At 66.5% G+C, this 21,379-nt stretch carries 18 protein-coding genes; 12 read left to right on the plus strand and 6 right to left on the minus strand.

Features of this window, described 5'->3' with window-relative positions:
* Window positions 1–175 precede the first annotated feature (175 nt).
* Entirely contained in the window at window positions 176–664 is a 489-nt protein-coding gene (gene dadR, locus HMPREF2886_RS08910) for a transcriptional regulator DadR (protein WP_003096535.1), read from the minus strand.
* A gap of 153 nt (window positions 665–817) precedes the next feature.
* Here dadR and HMPREF2886_RS08915 point away from each other — a divergent pair, with 153 nt between their 5' ends.
* The 9 genes from HMPREF2886_RS08915 to HMPREF2886_RS08955 all read left to right on the plus strand — a co-directional run bounded on the left by HMPREF2886_RS08915 (window position 818) and on the right by HMPREF2886_RS08955 (window position 10,500).
* Window positions 818–3,385: an intermembrane phospholipid transport YdbH family protein gene (locus HMPREF2886_RS08915; protein ID WP_042168728.1), complete on the plus strand. Its 2,568-nt coding sequence runs from the start codon at window positions 818–820 to the stop codon at window positions 3,383–3,385.
* A gap of 20 nt (window positions 3,386–3,405) precedes the next feature.
* On the plus strand, window positions 3,406–3,597 hold the full coding sequence (locus tag HMPREF2886_RS08920; RefSeq protein ID WP_003096523.1) for a YnbE family lipoprotein: 192 nt from the start codon (window positions 3,406–3,408) through the stop codon (window positions 3,595–3,597).
* Between the two features lie 12 nt (window positions 3,598–3,609).
* Window positions 3,610–3,954: a YdbL family probable chaperone protein gene (locus HMPREF2886_RS08925; protein WP_003098276.1), complete on the plus strand. Its 345-nt coding sequence runs from the start codon at window positions 3,610–3,612 to the stop codon at window positions 3,952–3,954.
* Window positions 3,955–4,310: 356 nt separating this feature from the next.
* Window positions 4,311–5,609: a D-amino acid dehydrogenase gene (gene dadA / locus HMPREF2886_RS08930; RefSeq protein WP_003098274.1), complete on the plus strand. Its 1,299-nt coding sequence runs from the start codon at window positions 4,311–4,313 to the stop codon at window positions 5,607–5,609.
* Window positions 5,584–5,937: a RidA family protein gene (locus HMPREF2886_RS08935; protein WP_003098273.1), complete on the plus strand. Its 354-nt coding sequence runs from the start codon at window positions 5,584–5,586 to the stop codon at window positions 5,935–5,937. The genes dadA and HMPREF2886_RS08935 overlap by 26 nt, the downstream gene beginning before the upstream one ends.
* Before the next feature lie 89 nt (window positions 5,938–6,026).
* Window positions 6,027–7,100: an alanine racemase gene (gene alr / locus HMPREF2886_RS08940; protein ID WP_070747166.1), complete on the plus strand. Its 1,074-nt coding sequence runs from the start codon at window positions 6,027–6,029 to the stop codon at window positions 7,098–7,100.
* A 150-nt stretch (window positions 7,101–7,250) separates the two neighbouring features.
* Window positions 7,251–7,799: a cupin domain-containing protein gene (locus tag HMPREF2886_RS08945; protein ID WP_003096513.1), complete on the plus strand. Its 549-nt coding sequence runs from the start codon at window positions 7,251–7,253 to the stop codon at window positions 7,797–7,799.
* A gap of 203 nt (window positions 7,800–8,002) precedes the next feature.
* Complete coding sequence (locus HMPREF2886_RS08950) at window positions 8,003–8,431, plus strand: c-type cytochrome (RefSeq protein WP_031673978.1); 429 nt, start codon at window positions 8,003–8,005, stop codon at window positions 8,429–8,431.
* A gap of 209 nt (window positions 8,432–8,640) precedes the next feature.
* Window positions 8,641–10,500: an acetyl-CoA hydrolase/transferase C-terminal domain-containing protein gene (locus HMPREF2886_RS08955; protein WP_079387395.1), complete on the plus strand. Its 1,860-nt coding sequence runs from the start codon at window positions 8,641–8,643 to the stop codon at window positions 10,498–10,500.
* A 7-nt stretch (window positions 10,501–10,507) separates the two neighbouring features.
* Here the strand turns inward: HMPREF2886_RS08955 and HMPREF2886_RS08960 are convergent, their stop codons facing one another.
* The 3 genes from HMPREF2886_RS08960 to rep all read right to left on the minus strand — a co-directional run bounded on the left by HMPREF2886_RS08960 (window position 10,508) and on the right by rep (window position 15,105).
* Entirely contained in the window at window positions 10,508–11,080 is a 573-nt protein-coding gene (locus HMPREF2886_RS08960; protein ID WP_003110452.1) for a xanthine phosphoribosyltransferase, read from the minus strand.
* Between the two features lie 163 nt (window positions 11,081–11,243).
* On the minus strand, window positions 11,244–12,962 hold the full coding sequence (locus tag HMPREF2886_RS08965) for a thiamine pyrophosphate-dependent enzyme (RefSeq protein ID WP_033970047.1): 1,719 nt from the start codon (window positions 12,960–12,962) through the stop codon (window positions 11,244–11,246).
* Between the two features lie 133 nt (window positions 12,963–13,095).
* Window positions 13,096–15,105, minus strand: a complete 2,010-nt coding sequence (gene rep / locus HMPREF2886_RS08970) for a DNA helicase Rep (protein ID WP_003110454.1) — start codon at window positions 15,103–15,105, stop codon at window positions 13,096–13,098.
* A 187-nt stretch (window positions 15,106–15,292) separates the two neighbouring features.
* Here rep and HMPREF2886_RS08975 point away from each other — a divergent pair, with 187 nt between their 5' ends.
* Window positions 15,293–16,969: a putative bifunctional diguanylate cyclase/phosphodiesterase gene (locus HMPREF2886_RS08975; protein ID WP_033978469.1), complete on the plus strand. Its 1,677-nt coding sequence runs from the start codon at window positions 15,293–15,295 to the stop codon at window positions 16,967–16,969.
* Here the strand turns inward: HMPREF2886_RS08975 and HMPREF2886_RS08980 are convergent.
* The gene (locus tag HMPREF2886_RS08980; protein ID WP_033970045.1) at window positions 16,881–18,347 is read right to left on the minus strand and encodes a NorM family multidrug efflux MATE transporter; all 1,467 of its coding nucleotides are present in this window, start codon (window positions 18,345–18,347) and stop codon (window positions 16,881–16,883) included. The two genes, HMPREF2886_RS08975 and HMPREF2886_RS08980, sit on opposite strands and share 89 nt — an antisense overlap.
* 147 nt (window positions 18,348–18,494) lie before the next feature.
* Between HMPREF2886_RS08980 and HMPREF2886_RS08985 the strand changes: the two genes are divergently transcribed.
* Together HMPREF2886_RS08985 and pchP are read left to right on the plus strand one after the other, a co-directional pair.
* A complete protein-coding gene (locus HMPREF2886_RS08985) occupies window positions 18,495–19,412 on the plus strand; it encodes a LysR substrate-binding domain-containing protein (protein ID WP_033970044.1) in 918 nt (305 codons plus the stop codon).
* A 150-nt stretch (window positions 19,413–19,562) separates the two neighbouring features.
* On the plus strand, window positions 19,563–20,612 hold the full coding sequence (gene pchP / locus HMPREF2886_RS08990) for a phosphorylcholine phosphatase (protein WP_033978467.1): 1,050 nt from the start codon (window positions 19,563–19,565) through the stop codon (window positions 20,610–20,612).
* A gap of 40 nt (window positions 20,613–20,652) precedes the next feature.
* Here pchP and HMPREF2886_RS08995 read toward each other — a convergent pair.
* Window positions 20,653–21,379, minus strand: a 727-nt coding sequence (locus HMPREF2886_RS08995) for a BCCT family transporter (protein WP_177344448.1), incomplete at its 5' end; no start/stop codon positions are given.

The following is a 21,379-nucleotide window of genomic DNA, read 5'->3' on the forward strand; positions in this document are numbered from 1 at the left end:
GTGAAATCCTGATTATTATGTGTGGAAAATTTGACGGAGCATAAACGTCAGTCGAGGCGCTCGCCAAGGGCGAAAAAGGAAAAAACTGCGAGGTGTTGCGGGGATCGTGTGCGGAAACGACGGTGTTTCCCGTCTATGCCGGGAGTCCTGGCGGACTCCCGGAAAGTGCCTTGGGTCAATCCGGAACCGGTAGGTCGAGCGATTCCTTGACCTCTTCCATGACGATATAGCTCTTCGACTCGCGTACGTGCGGCAGTTTCAGCAGGATGTCGCCGAGCAGCTTGCGGTAGGACGCCATTTCCGAGATGCGAGCCTTCACCAGGTAGTCGAAGTGGCCGGACACCAGGTGGCACTCCAGCACATGGGGCAGCTTGAGCACCGCCCGGCGAAACTCTTCGAAGGTATCGCCGGACTTGTAGTCCAGGCTGATCTCGACGAACACCAGCAGGCTGGCCTTCAGGTGCTGCGGGTTGAGCCGGGCGTGATAGCCCATGATCAGGCCTTCGCGCTCCAGGCGGCGCACGCGTTCGGTGCAGGGTGTGGTCGAGAGGCCGACGCGTTCGCCCAGCTCGGTGAAGGAAATGCGACCTTCCTCCTGCAGGATGCGGAGGATGTTGCGGTCGATCTTGTCCAGCTCGCGCTTGCTCTGATGCTGGGTACGCATGGATGGAGGCTCCCCGTCTGGCTCGGAAAATCCGGAAATTTTCCGCCAATATAACGTCCAAAGCAGGGAAAAACACTGGCCAGGGAAAACGCCTTGATCTTGCACGAGGCCCCCGCCACCCTTGGCCGGGTCGGCAACGGACAGAGGTAGGACATGCGTTTGCGCAAAAGGACGACGTTGCTGCTGGTATTTGCAGTGCTGTTGCTGCTGGCGTTCGGCTACGGCTGGCATGCCTGGCGCGGCCTGTTGCGCGAGCAGGGTGTCGAGCGCCTGGAGTGGCAAGGTCTGGGCTTGTCCGCCGAAGGCATCGGGCTGCGACGGTTGGCGCTGGAGCGGCGCGGCGCGGATGGCGCCAGACTGCGACTGGACGTGGAACACGCGCTGCTGCGCTGGCCCGGGCTGTCGGGTTGGCGTCCGCGTCTACCCGGCCTGCGCGTGGAGCAAGTGGCGCTCGCCTGGCAACCGGCTGCCGCGAGTTCCGACGACGATTCCGCTGCGCTGGACTGGACGTCCCTGCGCGAGACCCTCGCCTGGCTGCCGGAACAGATCCACCTCGAACGCTTCCATCTCGATCTGCCTTGTCCCGCCGGCCGCTGCGAGCAGGACGGCGGGCTGGACATCGGCCGCCCGCCGGGAGCGCTGTTTCCGCTGGCCGCGCAACTGCGCCTGCAACAGGAGGCACAGCAGGCCCAGCTCGACGCCCAGCTCTTCGAGGAGCCTGCCGGCTGGCGCCTGCGGGCGCGCGCGCAACTCGACCGGCAGGCGCTGCTGACGCTGGATAGCCAGCTCGCGCCATCCGATGGCGACGGCCTCTGGCGGGGGCGCCTGGAGGCGCCCGGCCTGCCGGACACCCGTGGCCTGGTGGTCTGGCTCAATCGCTGGCTGCCGGAAGCGCAGCGCCTGCCCGACGCACCGCAAGCCCTGCGTCTGCAAGCGGACTGGACGATCCGCCTGGCGCCTGGCCGCGACTGGCTGGAGCCGCGCCGGGTGCTCGACGGCGGTGGCTCGGCGGCGCTGCTGGTGCAGGCTCCGCAAGCCTGGCCGCTGCCCGGTCTGGGTAATGTACAGGGCGAACTGCAAGTCCAACTGGATGGGGACGAGGGTGCCTGGCTGCCACGCCAGCTGCGCAGCGACTTGCGCCTCAGCCAGTTGCACGGCGAGTGGCTGCAGGCGCTCCCGGCCGAGCTGCGGCCGAGCGTGCTGGGCTTGCGCAGCGAGCCGCTGGAGCGCGATGCCGATAGCATCACCGCGTTGCGCCTGGCGTTCGCCAGCGAGGGCGCGAGTACGCTGAAGCTGGAGACGCGACTCGACCTGCTGGGCATCTCGCCCTGGGCCGCCAGGCTGGTGGAGGGCCGCTTGCAGGTGGATGCGCCGCGCCTGCAATACCAGGGCTGGAAAGCCGAGCGACTGGTCGCGGAGATTCCCCTGGAGGGCCGGTTGGACGGGCAGCGTGCCAACCTCTCCTTCGGCACGGGCGCGCGATTGCAGGCGGCTTCCCTGGGCGAGCCGTCGACGCTGCACCTTGGCCAGCCCCGCCTCGACCTTGCCGGCACCGCTCTCGAACTGGCCTACCAGCCGCTGGCGCTGCATTTCGCCGGGCCGCTGCAGGCGCAGGTCGGACAACTCCGCCAGGCCAACCTCAAGCCGTTGGCCTGGACCTTCAAGGGGCCGCTCGACACCACCCTCGAGCGCACCAGCCTGAAGGGACGGCTGAGCAACGGCGCGGGGCTGGCGGCGGACATCCAGCTGCAGCGCGACGCGAAGACGCCCCTGGCACTCTCCGCCAGGCTGGCCGAGGTGTTCTTCCGTACCGGCAATCCGCTGGCCGCGACCCTCGCCGACTGGCCGAGGCTGCTCGAACTGGGCAATGGGCGCGCAATCGCCGCGGCCGGCTGGAAGCTCGATGCGGCGGGCGCCTCGTCCCTCGACCTGGACCTGACCCTGAAAGGCCTCGACGGTATCTACGACCGCAGCGAGCTGAAGGGGCTGGGCGGCAGCCTGGCCTTGCGCCTGCGCGGCGGTCAGTTGAGCCTGGACAGCCCCGGCCTGAACCTGGCCGAGGCCAATCCCGGCCTGCCGCTGGGGCCGATGAGTTTCCGCGGGCGCTACGAGGCCCCGCTTTCCGCGCCGGGCAGCGGCCGCCTGAGCTGGCAGACGTTGCAGAGCGGCCTGTTCGGCGGGCAGGCCTCGGTCCCCGCGGGGAGCATCCGCCTGGGTCAGGCCGAGCAGAAGTTCGCCTTGCGTATCCAGGGCATACAACTCGGCGAGATTTTCCGGGTCTATCCGGCGGAGGGCCTGGCCGGCGAAGGCACCCTGGACGGCGAGCTGCCGCTGATGCTGAACCGCTGGAAGCCCAGCGTCTCCGGCGGCCAGGTCAAGGCCCGCGAGCCCGGCTACCTGCGCTTCCGCTCGGCGAAGATCGAGGCGCTGGGGCGCAGCAACCCGGGGATGAAGCTGGTCGCCGATGCCCTCGACGATTTCCACTACGACGTCCTGCAAAGCAGCGTCGATTATCATGAGAATGGCAAGCTGTTGCTCGGCCTGCGCTTGCAGGGCAGCAACCCGGACCTGGAGAAGGGGCGCCCGGTCAACCTCAACGTCAACCTGGAGGAGGATATCCCGGCACTGCTGACCAGCCTGCAACTGAGCGACCGGGTCAGCGAAACCATTCGCCAACGTGTGCAGGAGCGCATGCAGAAACGCAAGGCTTCGGCGCCATGAGCCATACAGGAGAACCCCCGATGCGCCTCTGCGCTCTATTCGCTGTCCTGCTGCTGGGCAGCCTGACGATGGCCTGCACGCCCACCGTGCAGCTGGCGGCTCCCAGCGAGCCGATCAACATCAATCTCAACGTGAAAATCGAGCACGAGATCTACATCAAGGTCGACAAGGCTCTGGACGGCATCATCAACGAGAACAGCGGCCTGTTCTAAAGGAGCGGATCCATGACAACCCGTAGCAAACTCGGTATCGCCCTGCTGGCCCTCGGCATCAGCCTTTCCGCCATGGCGATGGACCTCGGCCAGGCCATGTCGGCCCTTGGCGGCGCCAAGGCCCAGGGCCTGGTCGGCGAGCAGGCGGACGGTTACCTTGGCGTGGTCAGCAACAGCGGCCAGGCGGCGGACATCGCCGCGCAGATCAATGCCGCGCGGCGCGCCGAATACCAGAAGGTGGCCAACAGCAGCGGCGCTTCGCTGGCCGACGTGGAGGCCATGGCCGGCAAGAAGGCGATGGAGAGAACCCCTGCCGGGCAGTATGTCCAGGTCGGCGGCAAGTGGGTGAAGAAATAGCGCAAAGGCTCCGCGAGCGCTCTGGGACGCTGCTCCGGTCGCAAGGGTCGGGCAGTGTCCGCGGAATTTTTCCTGTCGCGAGCGGTTCCATCAGGGACTCCTGCCGTTTTCCATGGCTTCTGCGACAGGCTTTCCCGAAAAAGCGGCTCCCGGCCTGAGTTCGATCATTTAAATATGCGGTATTTTTCCAGTTTTATGGTGGATGCGCCTCGGTAAAACCTGTCGTTGTCCGGTTTTTTACCTGAGTAACCGCCTAAAATTGGTGATTATTTCTGTCTGCCTCTTCCTATACTGCGCGCATCTACACGCTCAAAATAACAAACGTCCGCGGTTCCTCCGCGACGTGGGAGGCGACAATGCGAGTTCTGGTCCTTGGCAGCGGTGTCATCGGTACCGCCAGTGCGTATTACCTGGCCCGTGCCGGGTTCGAGGTGGTGGTGGTCGACCGTCAGGACGGTCCCGCGCTGGAAACCAGCTTCGCCAACGCCGGCCAGGTGTCTCCCGGCTACGCTTCGCCCTGGGCAGCCCCGGGCATCCCCCTGAAGGCCATGAAGTGGCTGCTGGAAAAGCACGCGCCGCTGGCCATCAAGCTCACCTCCGATCCCAGCCAGTACGCCTGGATGCTGCAGATGCTGCGCAACTGCACCGCCGAGCGCTACGCGGTGAACAAGGAGCGCATGGTCCGCCTGTCCGAGTACAGCCGCGATTGCCTCGACGAACTGCGCGCCGAGACCGGCATCGCCTACGAGGGCCGCACCCTCGGCACCACTCAACTGTTCCGCACCCAGGCGCAGTTGGATGCCGCTGGCAAGGATATCGCCGTGCTCGAGCGCTCCGGCGTGCCCTACGAGGTTCTCGACCGCGACGGCATCGCCCGCGTCGAGCCGGCCCTGGCCAAGGTCGCCGACAAGCTGGTCGGCGCCTTGCGCCTGCCCAACGACCAGACCGGCGACTGCCAGCTGTTCACCACCCGCCTGGCGGAAATGGCCAAGGGCCTGGGCGTGGAGTTCCGCTTCGGCCAGAACATCGAGCGCCTGGACTTCGCCGGCGACCGCATCAACGGCGTGCTGGTCAACGGTGAATTGCTCACCGCCGACCACTACGTACTGGCCCTGGGCAGCTACTCGCCGCAACTGCTCAAGCCGTTGGGTATCAAGGCTCCGGTCTATCCGCTGAAGGGCTACTCGCTGACCGTGCCGATCACCAACCCGGAGATGGCGCCGACCTCGACCATCCTCGACGAGACCTACAAGGTGGCGATCACCCGCTTCGACCAGCGCATCCGCGTTGGCGGCATGGCGGAAATCGCCGGCTTCGACCTGTCGCTGAACCCGCGCCGCCGCGAGACCCTGGAAATGATCACCACCGACCTCTATCCCGAGGGCGGCGACATCAGCCAGGCGACCTTCTGGACCGGCCTGCGCCCGGCGACCCCGGATGGCACCCCGATCGTCGGCGCCACCCGCTACCGCAACCTGTTCCTCAATACCGGCCACGGCACCCTGGGTTGGACCATGGCCTGCGGGTCGGGTCGCTACCTGGCCGACCTGATGGCGAAGAAGCGCCCGCAGATCAGCACCGAAGGCCTGGATATTTCCCGCTACAGCAATTCCCCGGAGAACGCCAAGAATGCCCATCCAGCGCCAGCACACTAACGAGCGTATGAGCCAGATCGTCGTCCACAACGGCACCGTCTACCTGGCGGGCCAGGTGGGCGAGGACATGTCCGCGGGCGTCGAGCAGCAGACCCGCGAGACCCTGGCGGCCATCGAGCGTCTGCTGGAAGAGGCCGGCACCGACAAGACCCGGATCCTCTCGGTGACCATCTACCTGAAGGACATCGACGCCGACTTCGAAGGCATGAACCGCGTCTGGGACCAGTGGCTGCCGCGCGGCGTCGCGCCGGCGCGCGCCACCGTCGAAGCCAAGCTCTGCGAGCCGGAGATCCTGGTAGAGATGTCGGTGGTCGCTGCGCTGCCCTGAGTTTGTCTGGCCCGGCCGGAGAGCCGGGCTTTTTTTCGCCTGATGAAAGGTGCGCGATGCCGCACCTCGCTGAAGAGAGACCCGTCGCCATGCGCCCCGCCCGTGCCCTGATCGACCTGCAAGCCCTTCGTCACAACTATCGGCTGGCCCGCGAGGCCACCGGCGCCCGTGCGCTCGCGGTGATCAAGGCGGACGCATACGGCCACGGCGCGGTGCGCTGTGCCGAAGCGCTGGCGGCCGAGGCCGATGGCTTCGCCGTGGCCTGCATCGAGGAAGGCCTGGAGCTGCGCGAGGCCGGTATCCGCCAGCCGATCCTGCTGCTGGAGGGCTTCTTCGAGGCGTCCGAGCTGGAGCTGATCGTCGCCCACGACTTCTGGTGCGTGGTGCATTGCGCCTGGCAATTGGAGGCGATCGAACGCGCCAGCCTGGCCCGCCCGCTGAACGTCTGGCTGAAGATGGATTCGGGCATGCACCGCGTCGGCTTCTTCCCCGAGGACTTCCGCGCCGCCCACGAGCGCCTGCGGGCCAGCGGCAAGGTGGCGAAGATCGTGATGATGAGCCACTTCTCCCGCGCCGACGAACTGGATTGCCCGCGCACCGAGGAACAGCTCGCCGCCTTCGCGGCCGCGAGCCAGGGCCTGGAAGGCGAGATCAGCCTGCGCAATTCGCCAGCCGTGCTCGGCTGGCCGAAGGTGCCCAGCGATTGGGTACGTCCGGGCATCCTGCTCTACGGAGCCACGCCGTTCGAGCGCACACATCCGCTGGCCGACCGCTTGCGCCCGGTGATGACCCTGGAATCGAAGGTGATCAGCGTCCGCGACCTGCCGGCCGGCGAACCGGTCGGCTACGGCGCGCGCTACAGCACGGAGCGTAGGCAGCGCATCGGTGTGGTCGCCATGGGCTACGCCGATGGCTACCCGCGCCACGCCGCCGACGGCACCCTGGTGTTCATCGACGGCAAGCCCGGGCGCCTGGTTGGCCGGGTATCGATGGACATGCTCACCGTCGACCTTACCGACCATCCCCAGGCCGGGCTGGGCAGCCGGGTCGAACTATGGGGCCCGAACGTGCCGGTCGGCGCCCTGGCGGCGCAGTTCGGCAGCATTCCCTACCAGCTGTTGTGCAACCTGAAAAGGGTGCCGCGCGTCTATTCCGGGGCTTGAGAAAAACTTTCCGAATTCTTTGCGCAGGCATGTCGACCGATCTGTTGTAAATACTGAACAGTGTTGCCATGATACGGCCGACTTGGGGTCGCCAGCCGTGTGCGGCCTCGTTTTGCCTTGCCTGCCAGAAGAATAAGGAGGACTCCACCCTTGGACGTCGGTGCTCGTCTGCAAACCATCCGAAAGCTCAAAGGTCTTTCCCAGCGCGAACTCGCCAAACGGGCGGGTGTCACCAACAGCACTATCTCGATGATCGAGAAAAACAGCGTGAGCCCTTCCATCAGTTCGCTGAAGAAGGTGCTGGGCGGTATCCCCATGTCCCTGGTGGAGTTCTTCTCCCTGGACCTGGAGCAGGACAGCCATACCCAGGTTGTCTACAAGGCAGACGAACTGATCGATATTTCCAGCGGCGCGGTGTCCATGCGCCTGGTGGGCAAGGCGCACCCGAGCCGGGCGATCGCCTTCCTCGACGAAACCTACCCGCCGGGCTCCGACACCGGCGAGGAAATGCTCAACCACGAAGGCGAGGAGGCCGGCGTGCTGGTCGACGGGCGCCTGGAACTGACCGTCGGCAGCGAGACCTATGTGCTCGAGCGCGGCGACAGCTACTATTTCGAGAGCAACAAGCCGCACCGTTTTCGCAATCCCTACGATGTGCCGGCACGCTTGATCAGTGCCACCACGCCCGCAAATTTCTGACCTGAAGCACAAGACCCCGCCGGGCCCCAAGGGCGCCGGCCGACAAGGGGCATGCGGGGCTGCGACCTAATGCCGCAAGGCTTTGCGAGGGTGTGCAATTGTTTCTGCCGGGCTTTCTTTGCCGTTATACTTGCGCCCGCCCGCGCGGCCCGCAGTGATCGGTATCGTGCCCGGGTGTGATAAGCCACGATGAGGGTGTAAGGGTGAACCTGATTAAAAAAATGCTGGCGGCCCAAGCTGCCGTGTTGGCCCTGTGGGCTGTAAGCGCTCAGGCTACGACCACTGACGATGCGATCGCCAAGCGCCTCGAGCCGGTAGGCAAGGTCTGCGTACAAGGCAAGGAATGCGAAGGCGTCGGCGCCGTCGCGGCAGCCGCCGGTGGCGGCGGTGCGCGTTCCGGCGAAGACATCGTCGGCAAGACCTGCAACACCTGCCACGGCACTGGCCTGCTGGGCGCGCCGAAGATTGGCGACAAGGCCGAGTGGGGCAAGCGCGCCAAGGAGCAGGGCGGCCTCGATGGCCTGCTGGCCAAGGCGATTTCCGGTATCAACGCCATGCCGCCGAAAGGCACCTGCGCCGATTGCTCGGACGACGAGCTGAAAGCCGCGATCAAGCACATGTCCGGCCTGTAACAACGCCGGAACAGTGTCGCGAAAAGCCGCCTTCTGGCGGCTTTTTCGTATCCACGGTGCGGGTTTTTCCCGCTGGCGGATCGTCCCGCCGGCAAACAGGGTCCAAACTTCCGGCTACCCATTCGCCGGAGGGCATCGTCTTGAGCCGAACCTGTTCCATCGACGCCGCAGTCGATCACTTGCTGCAGACCATCGAGGGCCCGATCCGCATGGGCCTGCCCCTCGGGCTGGGCAAGCCCAACCGGCTGGTCAACGCGCTCTACCAGCGTCTGCGGACCCTGCCGGAGCGCCAGCTGACGCTGTATACCGCGCTTTCCCTGGGGCGTCCCGCTGCCGCCGGCGACCTGCAGCGGCGCTTCCTCGAGCCTTTCGCCGAACGGGTCTTCGCCGACTACCCGGAGCTGGATTACCTGCACGCCCTGCGCCGCGACGAACTGCCGGCGAACATCCGCGTCGAGGAGTTCTACCTGCAGCCCGGCAGCCTGCTGGACAGCGCGCCGGCGCAGCAGCACTACATCAGCTGCAACTACAGCCACGTCGCCCGCGACATCAACGCCAAGGGCGTCAACGCGGTAGCCCAACTGGTGGCGCGGCATCCCGAGCGGCCGGGCAAGCTGAGCCTGGCCTGCAACCCGGATATCACCCTGGACCTCCTGCCGATGCTGGAGAAGCGCCGCGCCGCCGGCGAGACCATCGTCGCCATCGGCGTGGTCCACGATGACCTGCCCTACCTGCCGGGCGACGCCGAGGTCGAGGAGTCGGTATTCGACCTGCTGATCGACGCGCCGGCGGAAAGCAGCCGGCTGTTCTCCACGCCGAACATGCCGGTCAACCTGCAGGACCACTGCATCGGTCTCCACGCCAGCGCGCTGGTGCGCGACGGCGGCACCCTGCAGATCGGCATCGGCTCGATGGGCGACGCGCTGACCGCCGCCCTGCTGCTGCGCCAGCGCGACAACGCCACCTACCGGGCGTTGATCGACGAGCTGGGTGTGCGTGCGCGCTGGGCCGAGGCGGTCGAGCGCGACGGCGGCCTGGAGCCGTTCCGCCGGGGGCTCTACGGTTGCAGCGAGATGTTCGTGCCGGGTCTGCTGGCGTTGGCCGAGGCCGGCGTACTGAGCCGCCGGGTCTACCCCGACGAAGCGCGACAGCGTGCCGCCGAGCGCGGTGAGGCGCCGGTGGAGGGCGGGGTGTGGCTGCACGGCGGCTTTTTCCTCGGTCCGTTGGCGTTCTACCGGCGCCTGCGCGAGATGTCGCTGGAAGAGCGCGCCGGGATCGGCATGACCGGCATCGGCTTCGTCAACAACCTGTACCGCCAGGAAGAGCTGAAGCGCCTGCAGCGGCGCGACGCGCGCTTCATCAACAGCGCCTTCACCGTGACCCTGCTCGGCGCCGGGGTCGCCGACCAGTTGGAGGACGGCCGGGTACTCAGTGGAGTCGGCGGGCAGTACAACTTCGTCGCCCAGGCCCACGAGCTGGAGGGCGCACGTTCGATCCTGATGCTGCGTAGCTGGCGCGAATCCGGCGGGGAAGTCAGTTCGAACATCGTCTGGCAGTACGCCCACACCACCATTCCCCGGCACTTGCGTGACATGGTGGTCACCGAGTATGGGATCGCCGACCTGCGCGGCAAGAACGACGCGGAAGTGATCGCCGCGCTGCTGGCCATCGCCGACTCGCGCTTCCAGCAGGCGCTGGCCGAGCAGGCCCAGGCGGCCGGCAAGCTGCCGAAGGATTTCGTCCTCCCCGAACGCTATCGCAACAATACTCCGGAGCGCCTGCAGGCCTTGCACCAGGCCCACGCAGCGGCGCTGCCGGAGTTTCCCCTGGGCAGCGATTTCGACGAGGTCGAGCAGGACCTGCTGCGGGCGCTGGGTTGGCTCAAGCGCAAGCTGAAGCTGAGCGAGATCCTCGAACTGGGCAAGGCGACCCTGGACGCGCCGGAGCCAGAAGCCTACCCGGCGCATCTGCGGCGCATGGACCTGGACGACCCGCAGGGGCTTCGCGAGGAACTCTACCAGCGCTTGCTGCTGGCTGGCCTGCGAGCCAGCCAGGAAGAGCGGGGCTGAGTGGCGCTCAGTCGAGGAACTCGACCTGGCCGCCGGCCAGCGATTTCACCCGGGCCAGGGACTCGACCCGATAGCCTTCGCTTTCCAGCAGGGCGCGGCCATCCTGGAAGGATTTCTCGATGACGATGCCGAGCCCGGCGATGCTAGCGCCGGCCTGGCCGATCAGGTCGATCAGCGCCTTGGCGGCATGGCCGTTGGCGAGGAAGTCGTCGATCACCAGCACGTGGTCGTGGGCGTTCAGGTGCTTGGCCGAGATGGCGATGGTGCTCTCGGTCTGCTTGGTGAAGGAGAACACCTTGGAGATGTACAGGTTGTCCTTCAGGGTCAGCGACTGGTACTTGCGGGCGAAGATCACCGGGACGCCCAGCTCCAGGCCGGCCATGACCGCCGGGGCGATGCCGGAAGCCTCGATGGTGACGATCTTGGTGATGCCCTGGTCGCGGAAGCGCGTGGCGAACGCGTGACCGACCTGCTGCATCAACTGCGGGTCGATCTGGTGGTTGAGAAAGGCGTCGACCTTGAGTACGTGCTCGGAAAGGACGATGCCTTCCGAGCGGATTTTGTCTTTGAGAATGTCCACGGGTGGCTTCCTGCGAAGCGGCTGTCGCTGATGAAGCGCGGCATTGTACCGCCAGCCGGCGCCGCGCGCGACGTTCTCTCGGACGAGCGAACATGATCGAGTGGTCAGGAATCCGCACCTGCCCGGCGCGGCCCCGTGGCAGGCGGGCCGCGCCGCTGTCGGCTCATTTCAGCAGGTTGTTCACCAGTAGCGTCTCGACGTCCTTGAAGCGTCCGCTGAGCACGGCCTTGGCGGCGTAGAGCGCGGTGTCGGCGACCTGGCCGAACTCGATCTTCGGCGGCATCACCAGCTCCGCAGGGTTGGTATGCACGTCCAGCAGCGCCGGACCGGGCTGGGCGAGGAACTCCTGCACCGCCGCCTCGAGATCCTCGGAGCGCGTCACCTTACGCCCGTGGAAGCCGATCACCTCGGCGAGACGGGCGAAGTCCGGGTTGAGCAGGTCGGTGTAGTTGTCCAGCAGGCCCTCGACCTTCTGTTCCAGCTCGACGAAGTTCAGCGAGGCATTGTTCAGCACCACTACCTTGATCGGCAGTTTTTCCTGGATGGCCGTCAGCAGGTCGCCGAGCAGCATGGCCAGGCCGCCGTCGCCGGAGATCGAGATCACCTGGCGCTCGGGGTAGGCCTTCTTCAGTCCCAGCGCCTGGGGCATGGCGTTGGCCATGGTGCCGTGGACCAGGCTGGTGAGGGTGCGGCGCTTGCCGTTGCTGTGGATGTGACGCAACAGCCAGACCATCGCCGAGCCGCCGTCTGCGGTGAACAGGGCGTCCTCGCTGGCGTGCTGGTCGAGCAGGCTGACCAGGTGCTGCGGATGGATCAGCTCGCCCTTGCCGGCTTGCTCCTCTTTTTCCAGCGTTCGCAGCGAGCGCTCGCGGTGCTCCAGGCACTCGTCGAGGAAGCTGCGCTCCTCGCGGGCTTCGAGCAGCGGCAGGAGCGCCTCGAGGGTGGGGATCACGTCGCCGACCACGCCGAGATCGATGGGGTGGCGGCGGCCCAGGTGGCTGCCGTCGCGGTCGACCTGGATCAGGGTGGCCTTCTGCGGATAGAACTGCGCCCAGGCGAAGTCGGCGCCGAGCAGCAGGAGGGTGTCGCACTCGGTCATCATGTGGAAGCCGGACTCGATCCCGAGCATACCGGTCATGCCCATGTTGAAGGGGTTGTCGTACTCGACGAAGTCCTTGGCCCGCGACGTGTGCGCGATGGGCGCCTTGAGGCGGTCGGCGAGGGCCACCAGCAGGTCGTGGGCGCCCTGGCAGCCGGAGCCGGCGTAGATGCCGATCTTCTTGCCGTGGGCCAGCAGGCGGGCGACGTCCTGCAGTTCGGCGTCGCTGGGTCGCAGCACCGGTTGCGGGAAATGCACCGAGAACGGCAGGTCGTCCTTCACCGTGGCCTGGCTGATGTCGGCCGGCAGGATCACCACCGCCACGCCGCGCCGGTTGAGCGCCGCCTGGCAGGCCAGGGCCACCACCCGGCGCGCCTGTTCCGGGCTGTGCACCTGCTCGCAGAACACCGAGCAACTGGCGTAGACCGCCTTGAAGTCGACCTCCTGGGGAAACTCCATGCCCAGTTGCGGGGTGACGATCTGGCTGGCGATCAGCACCATCGGCGCGCGGTTGCGCTGGGCCTCGTAGACGCCGTTGATGAAGTGCAGGCTGCCCGGTCCGCAGGAGCCGGCGCAGGCGGTCAGGCGTCCGCTGATGTAGGACTCGGCGCCCGCGGCGAAGGCCGCCGCTTCTTCGTGGCGCACGTGGACCCATTGGATCTGGCTGCGATGGATGGCGTCGGTGACATGGTTGAGGGTGTCCCCGACGATGCCATAGCAATGGCGGATGCCGGCGGCTTCCAGGGTTTCCACGACGATCTCGGCGACTTTCTTGCTCGACATGAAGCTGTCCTCGAATGGAATTCGTTAGCTAGCTAATTTTGGTCGCGCGTGGAACGGCAAAAGTTCCTCGCCCGAGGCTAGGCATCGGGCAAGACACTTTTGTGAAAAACGAGACAGTCGAGGCGCGGCAGGCTCAGCGCTTGAGCATGGCGCGGATGTCGGCGAGGGCGGCGTTGCCCTTGGCCGCCTTGACCTCTTGCGGGGCATCTTCCATGCCTTCCCACTCGAGGTCTTCGGGGGGAAGTTCGTCGAGGAAGCGGCTCGGCGAGCAGTCGATGATCTCGCCATACTGCTTGCGCTTGGCGGCGAAGGTCATCGCCAGGTTCTGCCGCGCGCGGGTGATGCCGACGTAGGCCAGGCGGCGCTCCTCTTCCACCGTGTCGGCCTCGATGCTGGAGCGATGGGGCAGGATCTCTTCCTCCATGCCCATGATGAACACGTAGGGGAACTCCAGCCCCTTCGACGCGTGCAGGGTCATCATCTGCACGCCTTCGGCGCCTTCCTCTTCTTCCTGCTGGCGCTCCAGCATGTCGCGCAGGACCAGCTTGGCGATGGCCTGCTCGATGGTCATGTCGCCTTCCTCGTCGCGCTCGAGGGTGTTCTTCAGTGCCTCGATGAGGAACCAGACGTTGCTCATGCGGAATTCGGCGACCTTGTCGCTGGAGGCGTTCTGCCGCAGCCAGTTCTCGTAGTCGATGTCCATCACCATGCTGCGCAGCACGGCGATCGGCTCGTTCTCCGCACACTGTCGGCGGATACCGTCCATCCAGCGCTTGAAGCGTTGCAGGCGTTCGTGGAAACGGCTGTCGAGGTGCTCGGCCAGGCCCATCTCGTCGCAGGCGGCGTACATCGAGATCTTGCGCTGGGTGGCGTAGTTGCCGAGCTTCTCCAGGGTCGCCGAACCGATTTCCCGGCGCGGCACGTTGATCACCCTGAGGAAGGCGTTGTCGTCGTCGGGGTTCACCAGCAGGCGGAAGTAGGACATCAGGTCCTTCACTTCCTGGCGCCCGAAGAAGCTGGTGCCGCCGGAGAGCCGATAGGGAATCTGGTGGTGCTGGAGCTTCAGCTCCATCAGCTTGGCCTGGTGGTTGCCACGGTAGAGGATGGCGAACTCGCTGTACGGCCGCTCGGTGCGCAGGTGCAGGGTGAGGATTTCCATGGCGATGCGCTCGGCCTCGGCGTCCTCGTTGCGGCAGCGGATCACCCGGATCGGATCGCCGTGGCCCATCTCGCTCCACAACTGCTTCTCGAATACGTGCGGGTTGTTGGCGATGAGGACGTTCGCGCACTTGAGGATGCGGCTGGTGGAGCGGTAGTTCTGCTCCAGCATCACCACCTTCAGGGAAGGGAAGTCTTCCTTCAGCTGCATCAGGTTTTCCGGACGCGCGCCGCGCCAGGCGTAGATCGACTGGTCGTCGTCGCCGACCACGGTGAACTGGGCGCGGTCCTTCACCAGCAGCTTGACCAGCAGGTATTGGCTGGCGTTGGTGTCCTGGTACTCGTCCACCAGCATGTAGCGCACCTTGTTCTGCCACTTCTGGAGGACGTCCGGATGTTCCTGGAACAGCTTCACCGGTTGCAGGATCAGGTCGTCGAAGTCCACCGCGTTGTAGGCGCGCAGGGTACGCTGGTAATGCAGGTAGACGATCGCGGCGGTCTGTTCCTTGGGGTTGCGGGCCTTTTCCAGCGCCTCCTCCGGAAGGATCAGGTCGTTCTTCCAGGCGCCTATGTAGTTCTTGATCTCGTCGACGCCGTCGTCCCCGGAATACTCCTTCTGCATGATGTCGGTCAGCAGCGCCTTGATGTCCGACTCGTCGAAGATCGAGAAGCCGGGCTTGTAGCCGAGCCGCTCGTGCTCCTTGCGGATGATGTTCAGGCCGAGGTTGTGGAAGGTCGAGACGGTCAGGCCCTTGCCCTCGCCGCCGCGCAGCAGGGTACCGACGCGCTCCTTCATCTCCCGCGCGGCCTTGTTGGTGAAGGTCACGGCGACGATGTACTGGGCGCGGATACCGCACTGCTGGACGAGATAGGCGATCTTGCGGGTGATCACGCTGGTCTTGCCGGAGCCGGCGCCAGCCAGGACCAGCAGGGGACCGCCGACGTAGTTCACGGCTTCTTGCTGCCGGGGATTGAGTCGGGACATAGGAACAGGCCGGAAGAGAGGGTTGAAGCGGGGGCGTATTCTAACAGGCTGGCTGGCATCCGCGAGAATTAGCGTGCAAGCTGTGACCGATCCCGAGATCGTTCACGCCATTTTGCTGTAGATTCCCTACCGCATTAGGATGATGCCGTTCGTTCTTTACGAAGATTCTTAAAACTTTGGAGGTTGCTTGTCAGCGCCCGCAGAACCCTTGCGCCTGCTCCTTCTGGCGGATACGCCAGACTGGGCGCCACTGCTAGGTGAACGCCTGAGAGCGTTGGGGCCTGCCTTTTCGCTGAGCATCGTCACCACCTGGGAGGGTGCGGCCACCCTGTTCGCCGCCGAGCCCCGCGGGCTGCTCCTGGCCACGCCGGCCTGCCTGCCGCTGGGGACTCCCTGTCCCTGGCCGGTGATCCTGCTGTTGCAGCAGGAGCCGGCGCAGGCGCCGGTCGGGGTGGTCGACTGGCTGGCCGCCGAACAGCTCTCCGAGGACAGCCTGCGCCGCTGCCTGCGCTACGCGCGCGAGCGCCTGGGTTTGCAGGCGACCCTGCAACTGCTCGCCGAGCAGGATCCGCTGACCGGCATCGCCAACCGCCAGGGCTTCCAGACCCTGCTCGCGGCGCGCCTCAGCGAATTCGACGGGCGTGGCCTGGTACTCGGCCATCTCGACCTGGACAACTTCCGTCACGTCAACGATTCCCTCGGCCACCAGGGCGGCGACCGCCTGATCCTGCAGGTGGTCAACCGCCTGCGCGGCTTCATGGAGAACGGCGACAGCCTGGCGCGCCTGGGCAGCGACGAGTTCGCCCTGCTGCTGGACACCCGTCGCGATCCGCAACGCGCCGAGCGGGTCGCCGAACGCATCGTCGAATGCCTCGGCGAGCCCTACTGGATCGATGGCGAGAGCCTGTTGCTGGGTTGCAGCCTGGGACTCGCCCACGCCCGTGCCGACGAAGGCGCCGACCCGCTGATGTGGCATGCGCACATCGCCATGCAGCAGGCCAAGAGCCGCCAGGGTTGCACCTTCCACGTCTTCGACGAGCGCATCAACCGTGGCGTGCGCAGCCTCGCCGACCTCGAAGCCGAACTGCGCCGGGCGCTGCGTCGCGACGAGCTGGAGCTGCACTACCAGCCGCGACTGTGCCTGGACAGCGGGCGCATCGTCGGCCTGGAGGCGCTGGTGCGCTGGCGCCACGGCGAGCGGGGCCTGCTCACGCCCAGCGAGTTCGTCCCGCTGGCCGAGGAAAGCGGGCTGATCGTGCCGCTCGGCTACTGGGTCATCGCCCGCGCCCTGCGCGACATGCAGTGGCTCAACGGGCGCGGCCTGGAGCCGTTGCACATGGCGGTGAACCTGTCGTTCCGCCAGTTCCAGGACAGCCAGTTGCTGCCGACCCTGCAACGGTTGATCGAAGAGCACGGCGTCGACGCGCGCTGGCTCGAGTTCGAACTGACCGAGACCGCCGTGATGCGGCGCAGCGACCAGGTGCTGCAGACCATGCAGGCGCTCGGCCAACTGGGCGTGCGCTTTTCGCTGGACGACTTCGGCACCGGTTTCTCGTCCTTCGTCCACCTCAATAGCCTGCCGATCACCCTGTTGAAGATCGACCGCAGCTTCGTCGGCGGCATGGACCAGCGGGCGGAAAACTTCCAACTGGTGCGGGCGATGATCAACCTGGCGCACAACCTCAACCTGGAAGTGGTTGCCGAAGGCGTGGAGACCCTGCGCCAGCAGGAGCAGTTGCGCGATTTCGGTTGCGACCAGGTGCAGGGCTACTGGATCAGTCCGCCGCTGCCGCTGGCGGAACTGGCGCGTTTCCTGGGCATCGGCGAGCGCTCGGCGCAGCGCGGCCAGTCGCTCGGCAATTGAGCGCCGACGTCTCGCTGGCCGTGGCTTTCGGCAGCAACCGCGCGGTCTTCCACTCGAAGGCCAGGGTCAGGCCGATGGCCGCGCAGGCCAGGCCGCCGGCCAGCCCCCACCAGACGCCCGCGGCGCCCCAGCCGGCCGCGAACGCCAGCAGGCAGGCCAGCGGCACGCCGACCAGCCAGTAGCAGGCCAGGCCGACCAGGAAGGTGGTGCGGGCGTCCTTGAGACCGCGGATCGCGCCCATGGCGACGTTCTGGGTGCCGTCGAACAGCTCGAACCAGGCGGCGATCGCCAGCAGCGAGACGGCCATCGCGGCCACCTCCCGGTTGGCCGGGGCTTCGCGGTCGAGGAACAGGCCGATGATGGCCTCCGGCATCCACCAGAAGAGCCCGGCGAAGAGCAGCATGCACAGCGCGCCGAAGCCGATGCCGACGCGCCCGGCGCGGCGTGCTTCGAGCAGGCGACCGGCGCCGAAATGCTGGCCGATGCGGTAGGTGGTGGCGTACGACAACCCCACCGGCACCATGAACGCCACGTATACCGCCTGGATGGCGATCTGGTGCGCGGCCAGGGCGTGATCGCCGATGATGCCCATGCACAGGGTGGCGACCGTGAACATCCCCGACTCCACCGCGTAGGTGCCACCGATGGGCAGCCCCAGGCGCAGGATCTCCTCGACCATCGCCCGCTGCGGCCGTCCCAATCCGCGCAGCAGCGAGTACTTGGCATAGGCCGGCTGCAGGCGGATATACAGGGCCAGCAGCAGCGGCATGCAGTTCATGACGAGGGCGGTGACCAGGCCGATACCGGCCAGGCCCAGGCGCGGCAGGCCGAACAGGCCTTCTATGAAGGAATAGTTGAGAGCCAGGTTGGCCAGCGCGCCGAGCACGCTGATCGCCATCACCGGGCCGGCGCGGTCGATGGCGCTGGTGAAGCCGCGCAGGACCATGAAGGTCATGTAGCCGGGCAGGGCGAATGTCAGGCTGTGGAGGAACTGCATGGCGCCGTCCACCGTCTGCGGCGCCTGGCCGAAGACCAGCAGCAGCGGCCGCAGGTTCCATAGCAGCAGGCCGGCGGCCAGGGCCAGCGCGGCGCCGACCCAGAGTCCGGAGCGAGCGGCCGCGGCGGCGCCAGCGGCGTCGTCGCAGCCGTGACGGATCGCCACCAGGTTGCCGACCGCTGCCACCACGCCGACACAGAACGTCGAGACGAAGGCGTAGCTGACCGCGCCCAGGCCGCCGGCGGCCAGCGCGTCGGGGCCGAGTTTGCCCATCATCACGGTGTCGGTGAAGACCATGGCGACATAGGCCAACTGGGCGGCGATCAACGGGCCCGCCAGGCGCAGGATGGCTTTGAGTTCGACGAGGGATGGCGAGGACATGGATGAGTAAGGCTCAGGAGGAGATGGTTGCCGCGATGGCCTGTCGGCGCTGAGAATGCGACTATTCTCGGTGCGGTTGGCATGGCTCCACAAAAGGAAAAACAAGATGCCAGGCATGAGTAAAAGTCATGAAAAGGTAATTCCCCAATGACCCGTCGCCTGCCCCCGCTGTATGCCCTGCGCGCCTTCGAGGCTGCCGCCCGGCATGCCTCTTTCACCCGCGCCGGCGAGGAACTGGCGATAACCCAGAGCGCGGTGAGCCGGCACATCCGTACCCTGGAGGAGCACTTCGGTTGTCGTCTGTTCGAGCGCCATGGCCGCCAATTGCAGCTGACCGAGCCGGCACGCCTGCTGCTGCCCGGGCTGCGCGACGGCTTCGATGCGCTGGAACGGGCCTGCACCGCCCTGCACGTGGACGACGCCACCCTGCGCCTGAAGGCGCCTTCCACCCTTACCCTGCGCTGGCTGCTACCGCGCCTGAGCCGCTTCCGCCACCTGAACCCGGATATCGAGGTGCAGCTCACCAGTGCCTGGATGGATGTGGACTCGGTGGATTTCCAGCGCGAGCCCTTCGACTGCGCGGTATTGCTGGGCAGCGGCCAGTTCAGCCCGGAATGGGAAACGGCAGCGCTGTTCGCCGAATGGCTGGTGCCGGTCTGCGATCCCGACGAGGCCGTGGAGCCCTGGACCCTCGAACGCCTGCGTGACAGCGAGTTGCTGCATCCCACGCCGGATCGTCGCGACTGGCGACGCTGGCTGCAACGGACCGGGCTGGGGGACGAGGTGTCGCTCAAGGGCGGCCAGGTGTTCGACACGCTGGAACTGGGCATCGTCGCCGCCGCGCGAGGCTATGGCGTGTCCATCGGCGACCTGGTGATGGTCGCCGAGGATGTCGCCCAGGGCCGCATCGGCCTGCCCTGGCCGGTGGCGGTGGCCAGCGGCGAAAGCTATCACCTGGTCTGGCCTCGCGCCCGCAGGGGACAGGAACGCTTCCAGCGATTGCGCGACTTCCTCCTCGCGGAGGTGGCGGCGATGCGTCTGCCCGTCGTCGAGCGGCTGGCGTGACGCCGCCGGACAACTCCTGGCGCTGACGCGACGTTACAGGTCGCTGCCGTCGCTGGGCCGGGCGCAGGGTTTGCGCTAGGGTCGTTGGTCGTTGCCTGTCGGGAGCGGCAGGGGACGGAGCTTCCTTCCAACCGCCCAAAGGAACCCGCCATGACCTTCGCCAAAGGAATACTCGCCGCGCTGGCGCTCGCCGCCGCAGTCGGCCAGGCCAGCGCCACCGAACTCGAGCACTGGCCGGCCCCCGCCGCCAGGCAACTGAATGCGCTGATCGAGGCCAACGCGAACAAGGGCGCCTACGCCGTGTTCGACATGGACAACACCAGCTATCGCTACGACCTGGAAGAATCGCTGCTGCCCTATCTGGAAATGAAGGGCGTGCTGACCCGCGACAGGCTCGACCCTTCGCTGAAACTGATCCCGTTCAAGGACCGGGCCGGGCACAAGGAGAGCCTGTTCAGCTACTACTACCGGCTTTGCGAGATCGACGACATGGTCTGCTATCCCTGGGTCGCCCAGGTGTTCTCAGGCTTCACCCTCAGGGAGCTGAAGGGCTATGTCGACGAACTGATGGCCTACGGCAAGCCGATCCCCGCCACCTATTACGACGGCGACAAGCTCGCCACGCTCGACGTCGAGCCGCCGCGCGTGTTCAGCGGCCAGCGCGAGCTGTACAACAAGCTGATGGAAAACGGCATCGAGGTCTACGTGATCAGCGCGGCCCACGAGGAACTGGTGCGGATGGTCGCGGCGGACCCCAGGTATGGTTACAACGCCAAGCCGGAGAACGTCATCGGCGTCACCACCCTGCTGAAGAACCGCAAGACCGGCGAGCTGACCACCGCGCGCAAGCAGATCGCCGAGGGCAAGTACGATCCCAAGGCCAACCTCGACCTGGAGGTGACCCCCTACCTGTGGACCCCGGCGACCTGGATGGCCGGCAAGCAGGCTGCGATCCTCACCTACATCGACCGCTGGAAGCGACCGGTCCTGGTCGCCGGGGATACCCCGGACAGCGACGGCTACATGCTGTTCAACGGCACCGCGGAACACGGCGTGCACCTGTGGATCAACCGCAAGGCCAAGTACATGGATCAGCTCAATGGCATGATCCAGGAGCACTCCGCCGCCCAGGCCAAGGCCGGCCTGCCGGTGACGGCGGACAAGGACTGGGTGATCGTTACCCCGGAACAGATCCAGTAGGTGGGAAAGGCAGAGGCCGGCGTAAGCCGGCCTCCTCCATTCAGCGCACCACGTGCAGGAAGTGCAGGTGTTTCTCGTACTGGTCGAGGATGTCGCCGATCACCCCCTCGCGGCTCCAGCCCATCACGTCGTAGTCCTGGCCGCCTTCCAGCAGGTGGACTTCGGCTCGGAAGTACTTGCGCGCTTCGCTGTTGTCCTCGCCATCGCGCATCACGAAGCTCGGCGTGGCGAAGGCGCGTGGGCGGACCTCGTAGACGAAGTCGGCCTCGCCGCCGTGGCTGACCTCCAGGCGCACCCGGCAGTCCTCGCCGTCCTGCACCTGGACCTCGTAGCCCTGCTTGCGCAGTTCGCCGGCGACCTCCTCGCAGGCCGGCCGCGCCACCTCGGCGATGAAGCGCTTGACGTGGCTGCGCCGGGGGAACATGGCGATGGTGCGCAGGCGTCGTTGCCAGCCGTCGCTGTCGATGCCGCCGGCGTTACGCCCGCTGGGGCGCGAGACGGTCAACGCCTGGTAGCGGATGTCGCGTTTGGTGGCGTCCAGGTGCAGCGCCTTGAACAGGCCCCAGGTCGAGGTCATGAGGATGATCAGGAACGGCAGGGCGCTGGCGATGGTGGCGGTCTGCAGGGCCTTGAGACCGTCGGCGAGAAGCAGGGCGATGGCCACCACGCCCATCAGCACCGACCAGAAGATCCGTTGCCAGACCGGCGAGCGGTCCTTGCCGCCGGAGGCGATCATGTCCACCACCAGCGCGCCGGAGTCGGCCGAG

Source organism: Pseudomonas sp. HMSC066A08, from assembly GCF_001813025.1.
GTDB classification, from domain to species: Bacteria; Pseudomonadota; Gammaproteobacteria; order Pseudomonadales; family Pseudomonadaceae; genus Pseudomonas; species Pseudomonas aeruginosa.